Consider the following 15754-nt stretch of genomic DNA (forward strand, 5'->3'; position numbering starts at 1 on the left):
AAAACAGGCTCTGTCGAAGTTATTCCTTATAGTAGTTTTATGCATTGCTTTTTGGATTATTCTGTTTCCAATATTTCTATATGTCAGTTTAAAAGACTCGGTATTATTGATGGAAGGATAAATGGTAGAGACTAACGATCACGTATTATTCATACGAATCATTAGTTTTGCAGTAGACTAATTTATTTATTTTTAAAATTGAAAAAGCTTAAGCAAAACCTAAGACAACTATTGGGTTCGATGATAGCTATCTTTCCCTTTAGAATGCTACAACAATTAACACATCGTGATTTGTTGGTGATAAACTATCACAGCATCAAAGATATTGATCCGGATCCGATCATCAACCGAAATACGTACCGTACAGTAGAGGAGTTCGAAAATGATATTGTTTTCTTGAAAGAAAACTATCAATTTGTGAACATACGAGATGTGTTGGCCAATAATTGGGCGTCTAAATATTCGGGGAAAAAGTGTGTATTGATCACTTTTGATGACGGTTTAAGGGTGGTATATGATGTTTTTCGTCCTATTTTATTAAAACATGGTGTTTCTGCAACCGTTTTTTTAAATCCTTGTTTTGTTGATAATGCAGCGCTTCATTATCAAAGGAAAAAAAATTTAATATTACATCGTGTTTCTAATGTTGAGATAGAGGCCAAGCGAGCACGATGGAAAAATATTTTTTCGGAGCAAGGAATCTATTGTGAAGGTTTTCATGAAAGTGTCCAGGCCATTGATTATTCTCATTCGTCTATACTTAATGACCTAGCCAGATTATTTGATGTTGATTTTCAGCAATATCTGATGGATCATCCCATTTACTTAAGTAGTGGTCAAATTAGGGAAATGATAAAGGAAGGCTTTGGGTTTGGGGGGCACAGTATGGATCATCCCAAATATGATGAATTGCATTTTGATGATCAGTTATCGCAAACACTGGATAGTATTGAGTGGGTGTGCGCGAAATTTGATTTGGATTATAGAGTATTTGCTTTTCCTTTGAGAGATCATCTTATAAGTGTTGATTTGTTTGAAAAAATAAAGGAAGACTGTGAGCTTTCTTTTGGAGTGAGGGGGATCGGGGATGATATCATTGATAATCATATACAACGTATGGATGTGGAGTCGAAAGCAATGGATATTGAAACGGTTATCAAGTTTGAGTTTGTCAAATATTTGCTCCGCTGTGTGATTGGTAAAAATAAATATAAACGTAATTAAAAAACTTGCAGTCATCTCATCAGGTAAAATTATATGTACCTGAAAAAATACGAATCTATAAACAAGTTGTATGGCAGAATCAAATAAAAAACAGCTCATAGAAAATACGATGTGGGTGTATGCCGCTAAAATGATTACCCAACTTTTGGGTCTTGTTGCTACGGTGTTGGTTATACGTAAGTTACCGGTAGATACTTATGGTACTTATACCTTTTTGTTTGGGCTTTTCTTTGTGTATCAACTGTTTATAACAAGTCCTGTAAAAAATGTTTTATTGCGTTACATTCCTGAATTTCGTGAAAATGGGGATGGTCGTGTAGTGCGTAAAATGCTGGGATATTCATTGATGTTGTCCTTGTTTTTAATAATCGTGTTCTCCGGAGTTTTATTTATATTTAGAAATGGTTTTGCAAGGATCTTTCATATTGAAGAACTGGATATTCACATAAAAGCTTTTTTCGTATTTGTTATTTGTTATGCATTAAAGGTTCTTTCTGAAACGATTATTGCATCCTTCCTAAAGCATCCCATGAGCGCAAAGGCTGGTATATGGGTGATGATTTTCAGATCTACAGCTTATTTTATATTGCTTCATAAAATATCGGTCAATATTTTGTTGTATGTAGAGGCTGGCGTTTCTATGATATTTGTGGTGTATGTGTTTCGTGAAATATTAAAGCAAATTCAATGGCAGAAACACAATAGAGTTTATGGAAATAGTAAGGAGATAAAGCGTAGGGTACTAAGGTTTTATTTGTTATCGTTTTTTTCGGAATTGGGATATGGTATTATAGGTAAAACGAGCGACCATTACATCATTGCCGCCATGTCGTCTCCTTTTTATGTGGGACTGTATGGTTTTGCACTTAAAATATTTGAGATGTTTTATAAGGTGCTGCCTTTTAGGGAATTTGAATCCATATTGAAACCCGTGTTTTTTAGACGTTTTTCAAAGTCAGGCAGTGATGGAGAAATCAATGAGTTTTATATGTTTTCCATAAAAGTGCTGGTGCCCTTGTTTATGCTGCCTGTATGTTATTTTTTACTATTTGGCAAAGGGGTTATCATCCATGTGTTTGAAGCTAAATATTTGCCGGCTTATTGGGTTTGTTGTATTACTTTATTGGGGATTCTGTTGAATGGATTCTTTTATCCACTTAACTTGGTGATACAATTAAAAGAGCGGGTTGAGATTAACTTGTATTCAAGGGTTATAGCTGTATTTAGTATTGTGGCAGGTATTTACCTGATGAAGATTTATGGTATTGTTGGGGTGGCAATGGCTACAGTGACTGGGGAGTTTTTGAAAAATGTTTTTATGTTGTTTATGCTTCGTAGATATATTCCCATCCGTTATGCACCTAAAATCTTTATTAGATATGGATTAATTACGTTTTTAATCGTTCTTTTATTATTGCCTGTCTCTTTTTACTGCGCAAGTATTCCGGGGTGGTTGCTGGGCAGCGCTTTGTTTTTTCTTTTGTATTTGGTATTGGTGGTGAATTTACATCCTTTGACTGATAAGGATGTAAAAAAATTAAATGAATTATTTGCCAGTTCTACAAAACTAGATAAAATATATAAGAAGATAATACCGATTGTTGATAGGCTTAAGATAAATAAAACAGTTGGCCTTTTTTAATAGTAAAATCGTATTGATTGACAAAATAAGTACCTTCGGCTAATCAAGATGAAGAAAGTTTCAGTTTTGAGAAGCCTCACTATATAAAGAATAATTTAAATGATATATGGACGCATCTGTTTTTTCTTTCAGCGTGAAATCGATGGGTGTTGTTCATGAAGATATGGAGTAATAAAAGATAGACATATGCAACAGAATTCTCATATGAAGCCTAGGGTATTAGTCATTGGTTTAAAGGGGCTACCAAGTTTTGGAGGGGCAGCTACAGTGGGTGAGAATATTATCGATCAGTTAAAGGATACATATGGTTTTACCGTATTGTCAGTAGAAACTCATGCTAGTGAAACTTTTTCATTGGGAGATGTTCGCCAAATTATCTTTAAAAAATTTCCTTTATCTAAACTAAATGTTTTCGTTTACTATGTAAAATGTGCTTTGTATGCTCTTTTTTGTAAAAAATACGATTTGGTGCATCTTCATCATACTGATGGCGCATTTATACTACCATTATTAAAGTTACGTTATAAGGTGGTTGTAACATCGCATGCGCGACCTCAGGAGCATGTGAAATGGAACTGGTGGGTTAATTATTTCTTTACTTTGAATGAGAAGATAGCTTTTAAAATGGCCGATCAATTTACGGCCGTATCAAAGCCATTAAAGGAAGTCTATGATCAGGTCTACCAGCGTGAAGTTGTGTTTATTCCCAATGGGGTAGATATTCGAACAGCCATAGGTAAGGATGATTCAGTAAGTGATGAGGAGCCTTATATTTTATTTGCTGCAGGTAGAATTATTCCGTCTAAGGGTTTGCATATATTGCTGCGTACGCTACAAGCGATGGATTTTAAAACAAAGATTAAAGTGGTCGGCAATCTGGAACAAATTCCTGCGTATAAAAGGCAAATATTATCCCTGTCTGAGGGATTAAATGTGGAGTTTGTGGGGTTGTTCAAAAACAAGGTAGCATTGTTGAATCTGGTTGCGAATGCACAATTATTTGTTTATCCTACTTTGTACGAAGCGATGTCTATCATGTTGTTGGAGGCCGCATCGGTAAAAGTCCCCATTATTTGTAGTGATATTCCTGCAAACACGGCTGTATTCTCCAATGAGGAGGTTTCTTTATTTGTGTCGGAAGATATGGATGACCTGCAGCATAAAATTCTTTATTTTTATGGACATAAGAGCGAAGCTTTCCATAAGGCACAAAAAGCTTTCGAAAAGTTAGAGAAGTCCCATAGTTGGGCAACCATAGCTAATCAATATAAAGTTGTTTTTGCGTCTTTGATGTAAGCTTAGTGTTAATATTAAGTTATTTAAAATCATAGTTTAATAAAGATATCTGACCTTGTTTTAAACGCTTTTATGTAATAAAATACTGCTTTGAATAAAGATTTTGGTCGTTTGTCAAATTCAATGATCAACACACCTTTTTTTAGTTAAGTTTGTTAAAGTTCAAGTGCGAAATACATTGTGTTTTTCAAGGAGAACATTTGTAATGATGTTTTTTATGAGAAATGATAATGATCGCATCCTGATTCAGCATACTACTGTTAATCCGTTAGGCACTGTGAGGTGGGACTGACCAGTCGGAGATGTGCCAGTCATGGATATCATTCATCTTCATTTATTTTATCAATATCTAATTTTGGGCATATATGATTCACATTTTTATTATCAGTTTATAATAATATACGAGGCAAAATAATAGTCATGAACTTTCAGAGTGGATATATTTATATGGGTAAGAAGTGTAGAATAGTAGGCTTGCTGTTAATTATTTTTTCAGCGGGAAGTATATGTGAGGGACAGTATTACTCAATGAATACTCAATATATTCATGACCCATTGCGTATAAATCCAGCTTATGCAGGAGGGAATGAAGCGCTGAATTTATCCTTGTTTTATGGGAAAAAATGGATTGGAATGGATGGCTCCCCCGAAACAATGGTCTTTAGTGCAGACGCTCCTTTATTCAAGCAAAAGTTTGGTTTAGGTCTGACGTTGATAAGTGATAATTATGAAGGAAAAAGGGAAAATCAGTTAGGTACCAATTATGCCTATAGAATACTAATGCCCAATAGCGTGCTTTCTTTTGGTGTAGGTGCGATGCTTGTGCGGACTAAATTTGCTTTTCGTAATTTAACCAATCTCGATCAAGGAAAGGATGTGGGGATAAAGGGCTCTAAAACGTATTCTATTCCTAATGTGAGCTTTGGGATACATTACTCTTTTAAGGATTATTTTGTTGGCCTTTCCGTTCCGGAGTTACTATATCATACCTTTGACCAGGAAAAAGATCAGTATGTTACAAAGAATGATTTTTCTAAATACACCTATCTATTGAACTCCGGGTATCAATTTAATGTGTTTTCTAAAATTAGGTTGTATCCTTCGGTGTTACTTCAATATACGACCAATGATGTATCTGAACAGTGGCAATATGATTTAAACACAATGCTTAGTTATAATGATCAATTTTGGTTAGGAGGCTCTTATCGCAACGACCGCTTGTTTGGCGCCTTATTAAAGATTAATATGAGTAAACAAATAAGCGTCGCATATAGTTATAATTTTGAAATAGGTTCATTGAATAAAAATAGTAAAGAATCACATGAGCTTATGCTCAGATACGTTTTTAAATATAAAGTTGATGCACCGAACCCATTGATTTTTTAGTACTTTGCATTATACTTATTATTTAATACACATGAAAATAAAATTATTATTATTGTCTTTTTTGTTTTTTAATTGTTTGTCATTTTTAAAAGCGCAAAGCAATATTTACACCATAGAAAAGACGGTTTTTAGTTCCAATCGGTTTGATGAGTTCGCGCCTGTTTTTTACAAGGGAGGCATTGTCTTTTGCTCTAATCGAAGAAATTCTTCACTGGTAAATTATTCCAATGATGCCAACAGAGCACAGTTTAACATTTACTTTGTTGAACCGGATAAAAAGGGTAAATGGAAAAATGCAGATCTGTTTTCAAAGGAAATAACCACTAAGCTTAATGATGGGCCGGTTACGTTCAACGAAAACGGTGATGTTATTTATTTCTCCCGGAATATGATTGTTGGGCATAAATTGAAAAAAAGTCTGTACAATAGAAATAAGTTGGGTGTTTATTCGGCTCATCTGGTGTCGGAGAAGTGGGGGAATGTTCGGGAGTTTAGGTATAATAACGATTGGTTTAATATAACGAGTCCATGCTTATCACCCGATGAAAAACGTTTGTATTTTTCTTCCGATAAGCCAGATGGATATGGGGGCGCAGATCTTTATTATTGTGATTGGGAGAATGGTTACTGGGGAGATCCTGTTAATTTAGGACCGCAAATAAATACCGATAAAAATGAATCTTACCCCTTTGTAAATAAAGTGGGAGAATTGTTTTTTTCTTCGGATAGACCAGAGGGAATGGGCGGCAAGGATATTTATGTAACCAAGGCGAATGATGATGGATGGTATACTCCTTTGCGACTAGATTCACCTATTAATTCGGAGTTCGATGATTTTGCGATGGTGACAGACTCGTTGGGTAACAAAGGTTATTTCTCCTCCGATAGGGGGAGAACCATCGATATTTATAGTTTTTCAGCAGAGAAAAGACCTGTGTGGTTTAGTGAGAGTCAGTTGCAAAATAATTATTGCATTACCTTAACAGATTCAGGAGGCTCACAAGTAGATACCTTAAAATTAGCTTATGAATGGGTTTTTAGTGATGGAATAAAGCAATACGGAAAAAAGGTTAGCCACTGTTTTGCAGGCGCAGGAGAATATACCGCGAAGGTTCGATTGATTGATAAAAAGTCGAGAGAGTTATTCTTTCATAAAAACACGTATCAAATTTCTATTTCAAATATTGAACAGCCTTATATAGAGTCTTCTAATCACGGATTGGTTAATGAGCCCATACGTTTTGATGCCCGTAAATCTTATTTTCGTGACTTCGAAATAATTGATCATTATTGGCAAATGGATGATACTGTTCATAAAACAGGGATGGTTACACATTATGCTTTTGATCATCCAGGTGAAAAAAATGTGAAGCTAGGGCTAGTGCTCCGGTCTAAAGAGAATGGCAACCTTGTTAAAAAAGCAGTGCATAAAACCGTGTATATCTTAAAGAATGAGAAAGAGAAGCGTTTACGAGTATCTCAGTTTTTAGAGCCCGCAGCTATCCATTCTAGAAATAATTTTAAAATTGTAAATACTTATCTTGCAGATAACAAGTTAAATCCACTTTCTCTATATCGACTGGAAGTGTTTTCGTCGCCGCGAAAAATGCTACCCACCGACCCGGTTTTTAATCGCATCCCGTCTAAATACGCTATCCATGAAATTTTTCAAAGCGAAGACGGTACCTTTAGGTATTTCGTGCAGGAGAACACCGATATGATGTCACTGTATCCTGCATATAAAGAGTTGCTAACGAGTGGTTTCAAAAAACCAGAGGTGACATTTAGCATTTTAACGGATTCTGTTAAGATGGAACTCACACGTATTCTTCTTAAGTACGGCGATCAATGGGATATGTTCTTTAACGAAAGAAATCGATTGACAACAAACGGCATCTTAATGTTAAATAATATTGTAGAACTTATGAATAGTCATCCGGACCTAAAAATAGAGGTAGGTGTCCATACTGATAATATGAAGTCCCCTGAAAAGAATGTATACCTGACCAATTTGTTGGCACAAATTATTACGAACTATCTGGTTGATTCAGGAGTTAGTCAGTACCGATTGATTTCAAAGGGCTATGGAGACGAATTCCCCATACGATCTAACCTACTGGAGACAGGAAGAGAAAGAAACCGAAGAGTAGAATTTAAAATTATAGAATAATATGAATATTGACCATATCTGTATAGCAGTGAAAGATATTAAGGAAGGACTTAATTACTGGCAAGATGTTTTTGGTTATATTCAGATGACAGAACCTGTGGTGAACACAAAGCAGAAGGTAAGGGTTGTCTTTTTAAAGAAAGAAAATAGTGTTTTGGTTAAATTAATTGAACCACTGGAAGATAATCTATCTTTAAATAATTTTGTTAAACGAGGAGGTGGATTTCATCATATTTGTTTTAAATGTGATGATATTGATGAAAAACTAGCCGAGTTAAAGGGTAAGGGCTTGTTAAGTCTAGTTCCTCCCCAGGCAGGTGAAGCCTTTGGAGGTCATGATATTGCTTTCTTATTGGCTAAAAACGGATTAAATATTGAATTAATCGATACGGATATTAAGGCTGGGTTACGCTAAAAAGTAATGGCTAAAATAAATTCTAATCGCAAACAATTGTATATGGCTTTTAAAATGAATGTAAGTTGGAGTATTGTATTATTGATATTTTTATTGGGCTCATGTGTGTCGCGAAAAAAACTTACCTATTTGCAATATAAGGGTGAACTGCAACAGGTGGTGAATGACGATAGTTTTGGACGTTCTAATATTCAACCTCCAGATTACAAGGTGATGCCTTTTGATAATTTGTTTATTAACGTGTCATCACCTGATCCTAAATGGTCTGCCATGTTTAATGCTGTATCCGGTGATGGGAGTTTAACGGAAGAGAGCGCTATTTTTCAAGGTTATGTTGTGGATAATAGTGGCTATATTGAGATTCCTTTCGTTGGAAAGATAAAAGTGATGGGTAATAATTTAGCAGACATAAAAGCCAAGTTGGAGACTACTTTTCAGGCTTATGTGAAGGATGCTTCTATCACTGTCCGCCTGGTTAATAACCATGTAAGCTTATTGGGAGAGGTGGGGCGCCCCGGTAAATATCCGTTGACCAAAAATCGTGTTAACATATTTGAGGCGCTAGCCATGGCTGGAGATTTAGATGATTATAGTGACCGTAGACGTATTCAGCTGATACGCCCTACGCAATATGGTCCGATTATTAAAGAGTTTTCATTGGCCGATAGAAATATTTTATCCTCTGAATTTTATTATGTGATGCCCAATGATATTATTTATGCCCCGCCCCTTAAAGGGAAAACATTTCAAATGAATTCTGCTATATATTCTGTTTTGTTGGGGGTTATGAATCTGGGGCTTGTGGTATTGGCTTTGTCTCAGAACTAACAATTGCAACATAAATGGATATACCTTTCCTGGGATGTGTAGGTTTATTGGAAATTAGTCCGTTGGGTATGTGACCATTAAGAAACAAATTATGAATATATGAAAAATAATAATAAGTCGTTAAATGGAAATAAAACGACTGCATCAACTATACATATGGGTATTGACCCGGGCGTCATTATAAAAATATTGCTGAAACGATGGTATGTTTTTGTTTTTTTTATGGTGCTTTCTTTTGTGGCTGCCAGGTATTACATTGGTCATACCATGCCTGTTTATAGGGTGGCAACTTCGGTGTTGATATTTGAGGATGAAGGTAATAGCGGCTCTGATAATGACGAATTGTTAAAAGGGCTCGGACTTCCAGGGGGCATGCGTAATTTAGAGAATCAGATTAAAATTCTGGCATCTCGAGAATTGACTGAGAGAGCTTTGAAACGTCTGAGATTCGAAGAGGATTTTTATTATAAAACGGTTAGAAATGATATCTCTCTTTATCCGAATAGTCCCATTAAACTGGTCTATGAGGGTAAAAATCCATTACCTCGAAATGTGGAGTTTCATGTAGAGTATTTGGGAAACAATGATTTCAGATTGTTTTCTGAAGTGCAAAACATAAATATCACCAGTTCCTTCGGTAAAATCATTAAGTTTCCAGATGGGAATTTTAGAATTGACTGTATCAACAAGCAGTGGTTTAGAGAGTTTGAAGGATATAATGTGAGTTTCGTTGTGCGGAGTCTGGATCGATTGGTGAAGTATTTTAATGGTAGAATGTCTGTGAATGTATTAACGCGTTCTGGATCCATATTGGAAATCAGCATTAGTGGCACCAACCAGACACAGGATGTTGATTTTTTAAATGAGTTGACTGCCGTGTTCCAAGATATCTCACTGGAGAAAAAAAATATGGAAGCTAACCGTAGAATCCAGTTTATAGATAACCAATTGGTGGGTATTCGTGATTCATTGGTGCTTACAGAGAATCAGCTGTCTCAATTCAGGTCATCCAATAGGGTCATGGATTTGTCGGCCCAAGGGCAGGCTATTATTACGCAGGTAACCAGATTGGAGAATGAGAAAGCGCGTTTACGTTTGGAGGCTAATTATTACGACTATCTGGCCGATTATTTAGAGAAAGACGCAGTAGGAGAGTTACCTATGGTACCTATTAGTATGGGGATCGAGGATCCTGGACTTAACAACTTGGTATCGGAGCTGGGAAGCCTGCAGGAACAGATGTCAGGAGAAGGGGGAGGTGAAAAAAACCCCTTGCAAAGTCTGCTCAACCAGAGAGTCGCCAAAAGAAAGGCAGAGTTGTTAGAAACATTGAACGGTTTGCAAAGAGCCAATAAATTAGCTATGCAGGAAAACAATGATCGAATAGCTAAAATAAATTCTCAGGCAGCAGCACTGCCTGTAACAGAAAGACAAATGTTAGGTATTGAAAGAAAATTTAAACTGAATGATGAGCTTTATACTTTTCTGTTACAAAAAATGTCAGAGCTTCAAATGCAAAAGGCTTCAAACCGTCCGGATAATGAAGTGGTAGATCCGGCAAGTGTGATGTATAGCCAGATGATTGCCCCAAACTCAACCATGATATATTTTATTGCCATCTTTCTGGGAGGTGTTATACCCATGCTTTTCTTTTATTTGTTTTTTGCATTGAATAACCGGGTGCGAGAAGAGGACATTACTAGATTTGGAGACTTACCTATTATGGGTAGTATACCCCATATTAAAGGGAATTCATTTACAGAGATCTTTGATAATCCCGAATCGGTGGTGGCAGAGGCCTATCGACTAGTTAGGTCTAAACTGCAGTTTGTTACCAAAGAAACGAAGAATCCATTGATTTTGGTTACTTCGGCTATGCCGGGTGATGGTAAGACTTTGACATCCATTAATTTATCGGCCGTCTATAGCTTATTGGGGAAAAATACAGTGCTGGTAGGATTTGATCTTAGAAACCCAAAATTTGCCAATGCTTTTGACCTTAATAATGAGGTGGGCGTATCTACTTTTTTGATTGGAAAACATAGTGTTGACGAAATCATTCAAGAAACATTTCATAGTAACCTTTCTGTCATTTCCTCGGGGCCTGTGCCTCCCAATCCATCAGAGTTGGCGGCTTCGTCTAAAACCCAAGTGTTGTTTGAAAAATTAAAAGAGAGATTTGATTATATCATTGTAGACTCTGCTCCCATTGGTTTAATATCAGATACGCATCATTTAACCACCCATGTGGATACTGTTTTAATGGTTGCTCGTATTAATAAAACCTTAAAAGATATGATGGGACATGCTTTACAGGAATGTATGGCCAGTAATGAGCATGTTAGCTTGCTTATTAATGATTCCAATGCCAACAATAAAAAATATGGATACGGAAAAAAATATGGCTATATCAACGGTCAGACCAAACGTAAGAAAAAATAAGTTGAATTAAATATGATCAACCATATGCAACCATCATTAATAGAGCTACCTAAGCATTTAGACCTCAGGGGTAACTTGTCGTTTATAGAGGAAGACACCCATTTGCCTTTTAAAATTAAAAGAGTTTATTGGATCTATGATGTTCCAGGAGGGGAGGTAAGAGGCGGTCATGCTTTCAAAGAAACTGAGGAACTAATTGTTGCTTTGTCCGGAAGTTTTGATGTTATACTACATGATGGAGAAAAGGAGTATAAGTTTTCTTTGAATCGATCGTACTATGGGGTATTTATTCCTAAAATGATGTGGCGTGGCCTTGAGAACTTTTCTACAAATTCGTTGGCCGTTATCGTCTCTTCAACGAATTATGATGCCGATGATTATATCAGGAATTTTGATGATTTCATAAAACAAAAAAAACTCACATAATCCTATTATATCTAAGTTTCTATGTTAAATTTTGTGTCAGATATTCATAATTGCAATGTTGTTGAGTTGTCAAAAATTAATAACAGGGCAGGAAATATTACAGTTATTCAAAATGGTGATCAATTACCCTTTGATATTAAAAGATTGTATTATCTGTATGACGTTCCTGGTGGCTCCGAAAGAGGAGGTCATGCGCATAAAGGTTTATATCAGCTTATAGTGGCTGCCAGTGGTTGCTTTGATGTGATCCTTGATGATGGACGAAATAAAAAAATCATTGAGCTGAACCGTCCTAACTTCGCACTAATGGTAATACCTGGCATTTGGAGAGAGATTGTTAACTTCTCGTCTGGAGCTATTTGTTTTGTGTTGGCATCAGAGAAATATAGTGAAGATGATTATATCCGTAATTATGATGAGTTTTTAACTTTTAAAAGTATGGATCATGTTGACTGAAGTGGATGCAAAATCTTTTCAGCAGTTCTTTCCTGTTCATCCACACCCGTTTATTGCGGCGTCTTTTCTTGATCTGAATAGCAATAAAGTGGATAGGCTGCTGTTCTTGGTTGAGGATGAAGGTAAGCCTGAGATTGGATTGGTGGTCGGTGTAAAGGATAATAAACTGCTTTCTCCTTTCTCTGCTCCTTTTGGTGGTTTTCATTTTAAGAAGGAGAATATGTATTCTGATAAGCTAGATTTATTTGTCATGGACTTAAAGTCCTATATCTTGTTACACGAATATGATTCGTTTAGAATATCTCTGCCTCCGGATATTTATCATCGAACATTTAACTCTAAGTGTGTAAGTGCTTTTTACAGAGCGGGTTTTCAAAATGAAACGCCAGAAATAACGAGTTATGTTCATCTGGATAAGTTTGAAGGTCGTTATACCCAAAAAAATAGCAGAGAATACTATCGACAAGCGCTTAGGAACAAATTGAAGTTTGCATGTATATCAGATAAAGATGAAATAAAAGAAGCCTACGAATTGATAAAAGAGAACAGAGCTAAGTTCGGACGTTCCATTTATATGCAACTGGAAGATATAAATAATACGGCTAATATATGGCCGGTTGACTTCTTTAAAGTATGCTCGGCAGAAAATGATATGCTGGCATCTGCAATTTTTTATCGTGCACACCCAGAAATTGTTTATGCTGTTTTTTGGGGTGACAATGATATGGGAAGACCTCTGAGAGCCATGGATTTTTTATTGTTTAATTTATGGAGTCATTATCAGAAACAAGGTTTTAAATATGTCGATCTGGGAATCTCAACCGAAGATGGAATACCAAATCCCGGATTACTGAGGTTTAAAGAAACGCATGAAGCTGAATCATCGCTCAGGTTTATATTTGGTTGTCATAAAGAGAAGCACTAAAGCCAGAGATGATTGATTGCAATTGGTATTTAGGTGTTAAAGAAATCACATAAAGCAGTATTATAGTATGTTCGTCATTGATCCTGATCCATATAGTTTGCCTTCCTATCGCATAGGTCCGTTCAGAACCGCTGATTTGGCTAAAAATCATCTTCTTCCTGAGAACAATAAGGTAGATCTTTATTTCAAGGAAAGGTTTGGTAATAGGCCGTTTTTATATACCAACAATGGTCGGAAGGCAATTAGTCTGGTACTAAATCATCTAAATCTAAAGGAAAAGGATGTAGTTACTATCTTAACAACATCAGGAAACTTCTATATTAGTGGGTGTGTAACAGCCGAAATAGAAAAGAAATGCCTCTGGTCACGGGATATAGTGCCGGAAACCAAGGCCATATTCCTTAATCATGAATTTGGTGTTCCGTATCAATACCCGGAGAAGTTAAAAGCATTGGGGTTGCCTGTAATTGAGGATTGTGCCAATACTTTTTTGTCGCGTAACGCAGATGGAGAAGACCCAGGCATTGTCGGAGATTACGTAATTTATAGTTTTCCTAAAATGTTTCCCATACAAATTGGAGGCTTATTGGTGAGTAAGCATGTAACAGCTATACAAGAACATTATGGTATGAATTCAGATGTTCTTCAGTATGTTAAGAATGTACTGTCTGCACATATTGATTCATTAGGTGACATTGCAGCCAAAAGACTCTTTAATTATAATTATCTAAAACAACGATTTGGAGAGTTAGGTATTTCGGAAAGGTTTCAAATGAATGAGGGAATTGTTCCCAGTGTTTTTATGTTTAAATCACCTCATCCACAGTTAGATTTGCCTGGTCTGAAGGCATATTTTTATTCACACGGGGTACAGTGTAGTGTGTTCTATGGTGAGGAAGCTTTTTTTATCCCAGTTCATCAGACACTGGAGAAAGAGGATCTGGATTACTTTGTGGCCGTTATGAAATCATTTTTAAAAAAGAGTAGTTATGAAGTTGTCTAATATTCAGTTAGGGAATGATGTTGATATAGATCCATCTACCAGTATTAATAATGTTTTTATTGAGGATGGGGTGAAAATTTCAAAAAGATGTAGCGTTTTTGGAGGAGCCAACAACCCATTGTTTATCGGAAAAGAATCTTACATAGGAATGAATTCCATGATAGAGGGTTTCTGGGCAAAGATAAATATTGGCCATAACGTGAGTATAGCCCAAAATGTATGTATCATGTCTGGTTCCGGTCCGAATGCTTCGGAGGAAATGCAAAAGATTTTTCCAGTTCAAAAGGGTGAGATTCATATTGGAGAACATTCCTGGATAGGGGCATCAAGCATCATCATGCCCAATGTACAATTGGGTAGATATTGCGTAGTGGCTGCCAATAGTTTTGTTAATAAATCTTTTGGCGACTTTGCTATTATAGGTGGGTCGCCCGCTAAGTTAATTCGTCTCTTTACCGAGGAAGAAATAAAGACGGTCACAAACCAAAACACGGATAGTTCAGATAAATGTATACAAAAGAGTGAATCCTGATGAGAAATGATATGAAAGAATCCTGTCCGTTGGTCTCCATAGTTGTTAGTACTTTTAATAGTAGTAAGTTTATTATAGAAACATTGGAGAGCTTTAAGTGGCAAACGTATCCTAATATTGAACTGATTGTGGGGGATGATGCCTCTTCTGATAATACGGTGGCAATGGTGAAGGACTGGTTGGCCATAGATGATCATGAAAAGTGCTTTCAGGGAGTCAAAGTGATAGAAGGAGCGGTTAATATTGGCGTCTCTGCCAATGCTAATCGTAGTCTGAAAGAGGCTGCAGGGCAATGGATTAAGTTTATAGGGGCGGATGATGTGCTTCTGCCGAACTGTATTCAGGACAATATGGCTTTTGTGGAGCAGCATAAGGATATCAAAGTACTGTTTTCTAAGGTGCAATTATATCAGGATACCTTTGAGGATCATCATTATATAAAGACGATTCCGGGTAGTATTAGTGAAGAGAGTATTATGGGCGACAGACAGACAGCCCGGTCTCAATACGAAATGTTACTGTATTCCGATCGAATACATTTTACTCCTTCGGTCTTTCTTCATAGAGACACATTACGCTCCATAGGTGGTTTTGATGAACGGTTTAAATTGCTGGAAGATTATCCTTTGTGGCTAAATCTGACTAAAAATAACCATAAGTTGTATTTTATGAATGCAATTACGGTTAATTACCGGAGACATTCAAAGGCCATTAATAATAATGGTAATAGCTACGTTGTTAATCTTAACTACTTTAGACACGAGGCATTTAGAAAAGAATATACCTATCCTTATTTACCCAAAGCCATTACTTTAAATCAGCGCTTTATATGGTATGCCTCGCAATTATTCCGTTGGTCGCTATTCAATAAAAGAAGTCGCATCAACTTATTTTTGTATGATTTGTTTACGTTTTATGCAAATCCGTTTAGTTATTATTTAGTAATAAAAAGACGCTTAGGTACCAAGGCTGGTATTGCTAAGTAATTGTGAATAATCCTTCTTGGCTT

14 protein-coding genes are annotated in these 15754 nt (G+C 36.2%); all 14 read left to right on the forward strand.

Going from position 1 to position 15754, the window contains the following annotated elements:
- The first annotated feature begins 198 nt into the window (after window positions 1-198).
- The 14 genes from CYTFE_RS0101235 (at window position 199) to CYTFE_RS24445 (ending at window position 15731) form a co-directional block, all read left to right on the forward strand.
- Window positions 199-1224 carry a polysaccharide deacetylase family protein gene (locus tag CYTFE_RS0101235; RefSeq protein WP_027470317.1) on the forward strand — a complete coding sequence of 342 codons (1026 nt, stop codon included), beginning with the start codon at window positions 199-201 and terminating at the stop codon, window positions 1222-1224.
- A 70-nt stretch (window positions 1225-1294) separates the two neighbouring features.
- Entirely contained in the window at window positions 1295-2866 is a 1572-nt protein-coding gene (locus tag CYTFE_RS0101240; protein WP_027470318.1) for a lipopolysaccharide biosynthesis protein, read from the forward strand.
- A gap of 186 nt (window positions 2867-3052) precedes the next feature.
- Window positions 3053-4162, forward strand: coding sequence for a glycosyltransferase family 4 protein (locus CYTFE_RS24435; protein WP_044262466.1), 1110 nt, complete (start codon window positions 3053-3055; stop codon window positions 4160-4162).
- 420 nt (window positions 4163-4582) lie between these two features.
- Window positions 4583-5548 carry a PorP/SprF family type IX secretion system membrane protein gene (locus CYTFE_RS0101250; RefSeq protein WP_027470319.1) on the forward strand — a complete coding sequence of 322 codons (966 nt, stop codon included), beginning with the start codon at window positions 4583-4585 and terminating at the stop codon, window positions 5546-5548.
- Between the two features lie 31 nt (window positions 5549-5579).
- The gene (locus CYTFE_RS0101255) at window positions 5580-7718 is read left to right on the forward strand and encodes a PKD domain-containing protein (RefSeq protein ID WP_027470320.1); all 2139 of its coding nucleotides are present in this window, start codon (window positions 5580-5582) and stop codon (window positions 7716-7718) included.
- Between the two features lies 1 nt (window position 7719).
- Complete coding sequence (locus CYTFE_RS0101260) at window positions 7720-8133, forward strand: VOC family protein (RefSeq protein ID WP_027470321.1); 414 nt, start codon at window positions 7720-7722, stop codon at window positions 8131-8133.
- Between the two features lie 6 nt (window positions 8134-8139).
- The gene (locus CYTFE_RS0101265; protein WP_044212823.1) at window positions 8140-8961 is read left to right on the forward strand and encodes a polysaccharide biosynthesis/export family protein; all 822 of its coding nucleotides are present in this window, start codon (window positions 8140-8142) and stop codon (window positions 8959-8961) included.
- Window positions 8962-9060: 99 nt separating this feature from the next.
- Entirely contained in the window at window positions 9061-11403 is a 2343-nt protein-coding gene (locus CYTFE_RS0101270) for a GumC family protein (protein ID WP_027470323.1), read from the forward strand.
- 24 nt (window positions 11404-11427) lie between these two features.
- Complete coding sequence (locus CYTFE_RS0101275) at window positions 11428-11829, forward strand: sugar 3,4-ketoisomerase (RefSeq protein ID WP_027470324.1); 402 nt, start codon at window positions 11428-11430, stop codon at window positions 11827-11829.
- 21 nt (window positions 11830-11850) lie between these two features.
- A complete protein-coding gene (locus tag CYTFE_RS0101280; RefSeq protein WP_027470325.1) occupies window positions 11851-12285 on the forward strand; it encodes a sugar 3,4-ketoisomerase in 435 nt (144 codons plus the stop codon).
- Window positions 12275-13210 carry a hypothetical protein gene (locus CYTFE_RS0101285; protein ID WP_027470326.1) on the forward strand — a complete coding sequence of 312 codons (936 nt, stop codon included), beginning with the start codon at window positions 12275-12277 and terminating at the stop codon, window positions 13208-13210. The genes CYTFE_RS0101280 and CYTFE_RS0101285 overlap by 11 nt, the downstream gene beginning before the upstream one ends.
- A gap of 67 nt (window positions 13211-13277) precedes the next feature.
- Complete coding sequence (locus CYTFE_RS0101290; protein ID WP_027470327.1) at window positions 13278-14213, forward strand: DegT/DnrJ/EryC1/StrS family aminotransferase; 936 nt, start codon at window positions 13278-13280, stop codon at window positions 14211-14213.
- The gene (locus tag CYTFE_RS24440; RefSeq protein ID WP_044212826.1) at window positions 14200-14745 is read left to right on the forward strand and encodes an acyltransferase; all 546 of its coding nucleotides are present in this window, start codon (window positions 14200-14202) and stop codon (window positions 14743-14745) included. The genes CYTFE_RS0101290 and CYTFE_RS24440 overlap by 14 nt, the downstream gene beginning before the upstream one ends.
- Window positions 14745-15731: a glycosyltransferase gene (locus tag CYTFE_RS24445; protein WP_052342911.1), complete on the forward strand. Its 987-nt coding sequence runs from the start codon at window positions 14745-14747 to the stop codon at window positions 15729-15731. Before CYTFE_RS24440 ends, CYTFE_RS24445 begins: the two co-directional genes overlap by 1 nt.
- The last annotated feature ends 23 nt before the right edge of the window (window positions 15732-15754 follow it).

Origin of the sequence: Saccharicrinis fermentans DSM 9555 = JCM 21142 (assembly GCF_000517085.1) — a bacterium.
GTDB lineage: Bacteria > Bacteroidota > Bacteroidia > Bacteroidales > Marinilabiliaceae > Saccharicrinis > Saccharicrinis fermentans.

Bases quoted from the DNA above. Each gene is read 5' to 3' on its own strand.
- CYTFE_RS0101240 (WP_027470318.1), top strand. From the start codon at position 1,295: ATGGCAGAATCAAATAAAAAACAGCTCATAGAAAATACGATGTGGGTG.
- CYTFE_RS24435 (WP_044262466.1), top strand. From the start codon at position 3,053: ATGCAACAGAATTCTCATATGAAGCCTAGGGTATTAGTCATTGGTTTA.
- CYTFE_RS0101250 (WP_027470319.1), top strand. From the start codon at position 4,583: ATGAACTTTCAGAGTGGATATATTTATATGGGTAAGAAGTGTAGAATA.
- CYTFE_RS0101255 (WP_027470320.1), top strand. From the start codon at position 5,580: ATGAAAATAAAATTATTATTATTGTCTTTTTTGTTTTTTAATTGTTTG.
- CYTFE_RS0101260 (WP_027470321.1), top strand. From the start codon at position 7,720: ATGAATATTGACCATATCTGTATAGCAGTGAAAGATATTAAGGAAGGA.
- CYTFE_RS0101265 (WP_044212823.1), top strand. From the start codon at position 8,140: ATGGCTAAAATAAATTCTAATCGCAAACAATTGTATATGGCTTTTAAA.
- CYTFE_RS0101270 (WP_027470323.1), top strand. From the start codon at position 9,061: ATGAAAAATAATAATAAGTCGTTAAATGGAAATAAAACGACTGCATCA.
- CYTFE_RS0101275 (WP_027470324.1), top strand. From the start codon at position 11,428: ATGCAACCATCATTAATAGAGCTACCTAAGCATTTAGACCTCAGGGGT.
- CYTFE_RS0101280 (WP_027470325.1), top strand. From the start codon at position 11,851: ATGTTAAATTTTGTGTCAGATATTCATAATTGCAATGTTGTTGAGTTG.
- CYTFE_RS0101285 (WP_027470326.1), top strand. From the start codon at position 12,275: ATGTTGACTGAAGTGGATGCAAAATCTTTTCAGCAGTTCTTTCCTGTT.
- CYTFE_RS0101290 (WP_027470327.1), top strand. From the start codon at position 13,278: ATGTTCGTCATTGATCCTGATCCATATAGTTTGCCTTCCTATCGCATA.
- CYTFE_RS24440 (WP_044212826.1), top strand. From the start codon at position 14,200: ATGAAGTTGTCTAATATTCAGTTAGGGAATGATGTTGATATAGATCCA.
- CYTFE_RS24445 (WP_052342911.1), top strand. From the start codon at position 14,745: ATGAGAAATGATATGAAAGAATCCTGTCCGTTGGTCTCCATAGTTGTT.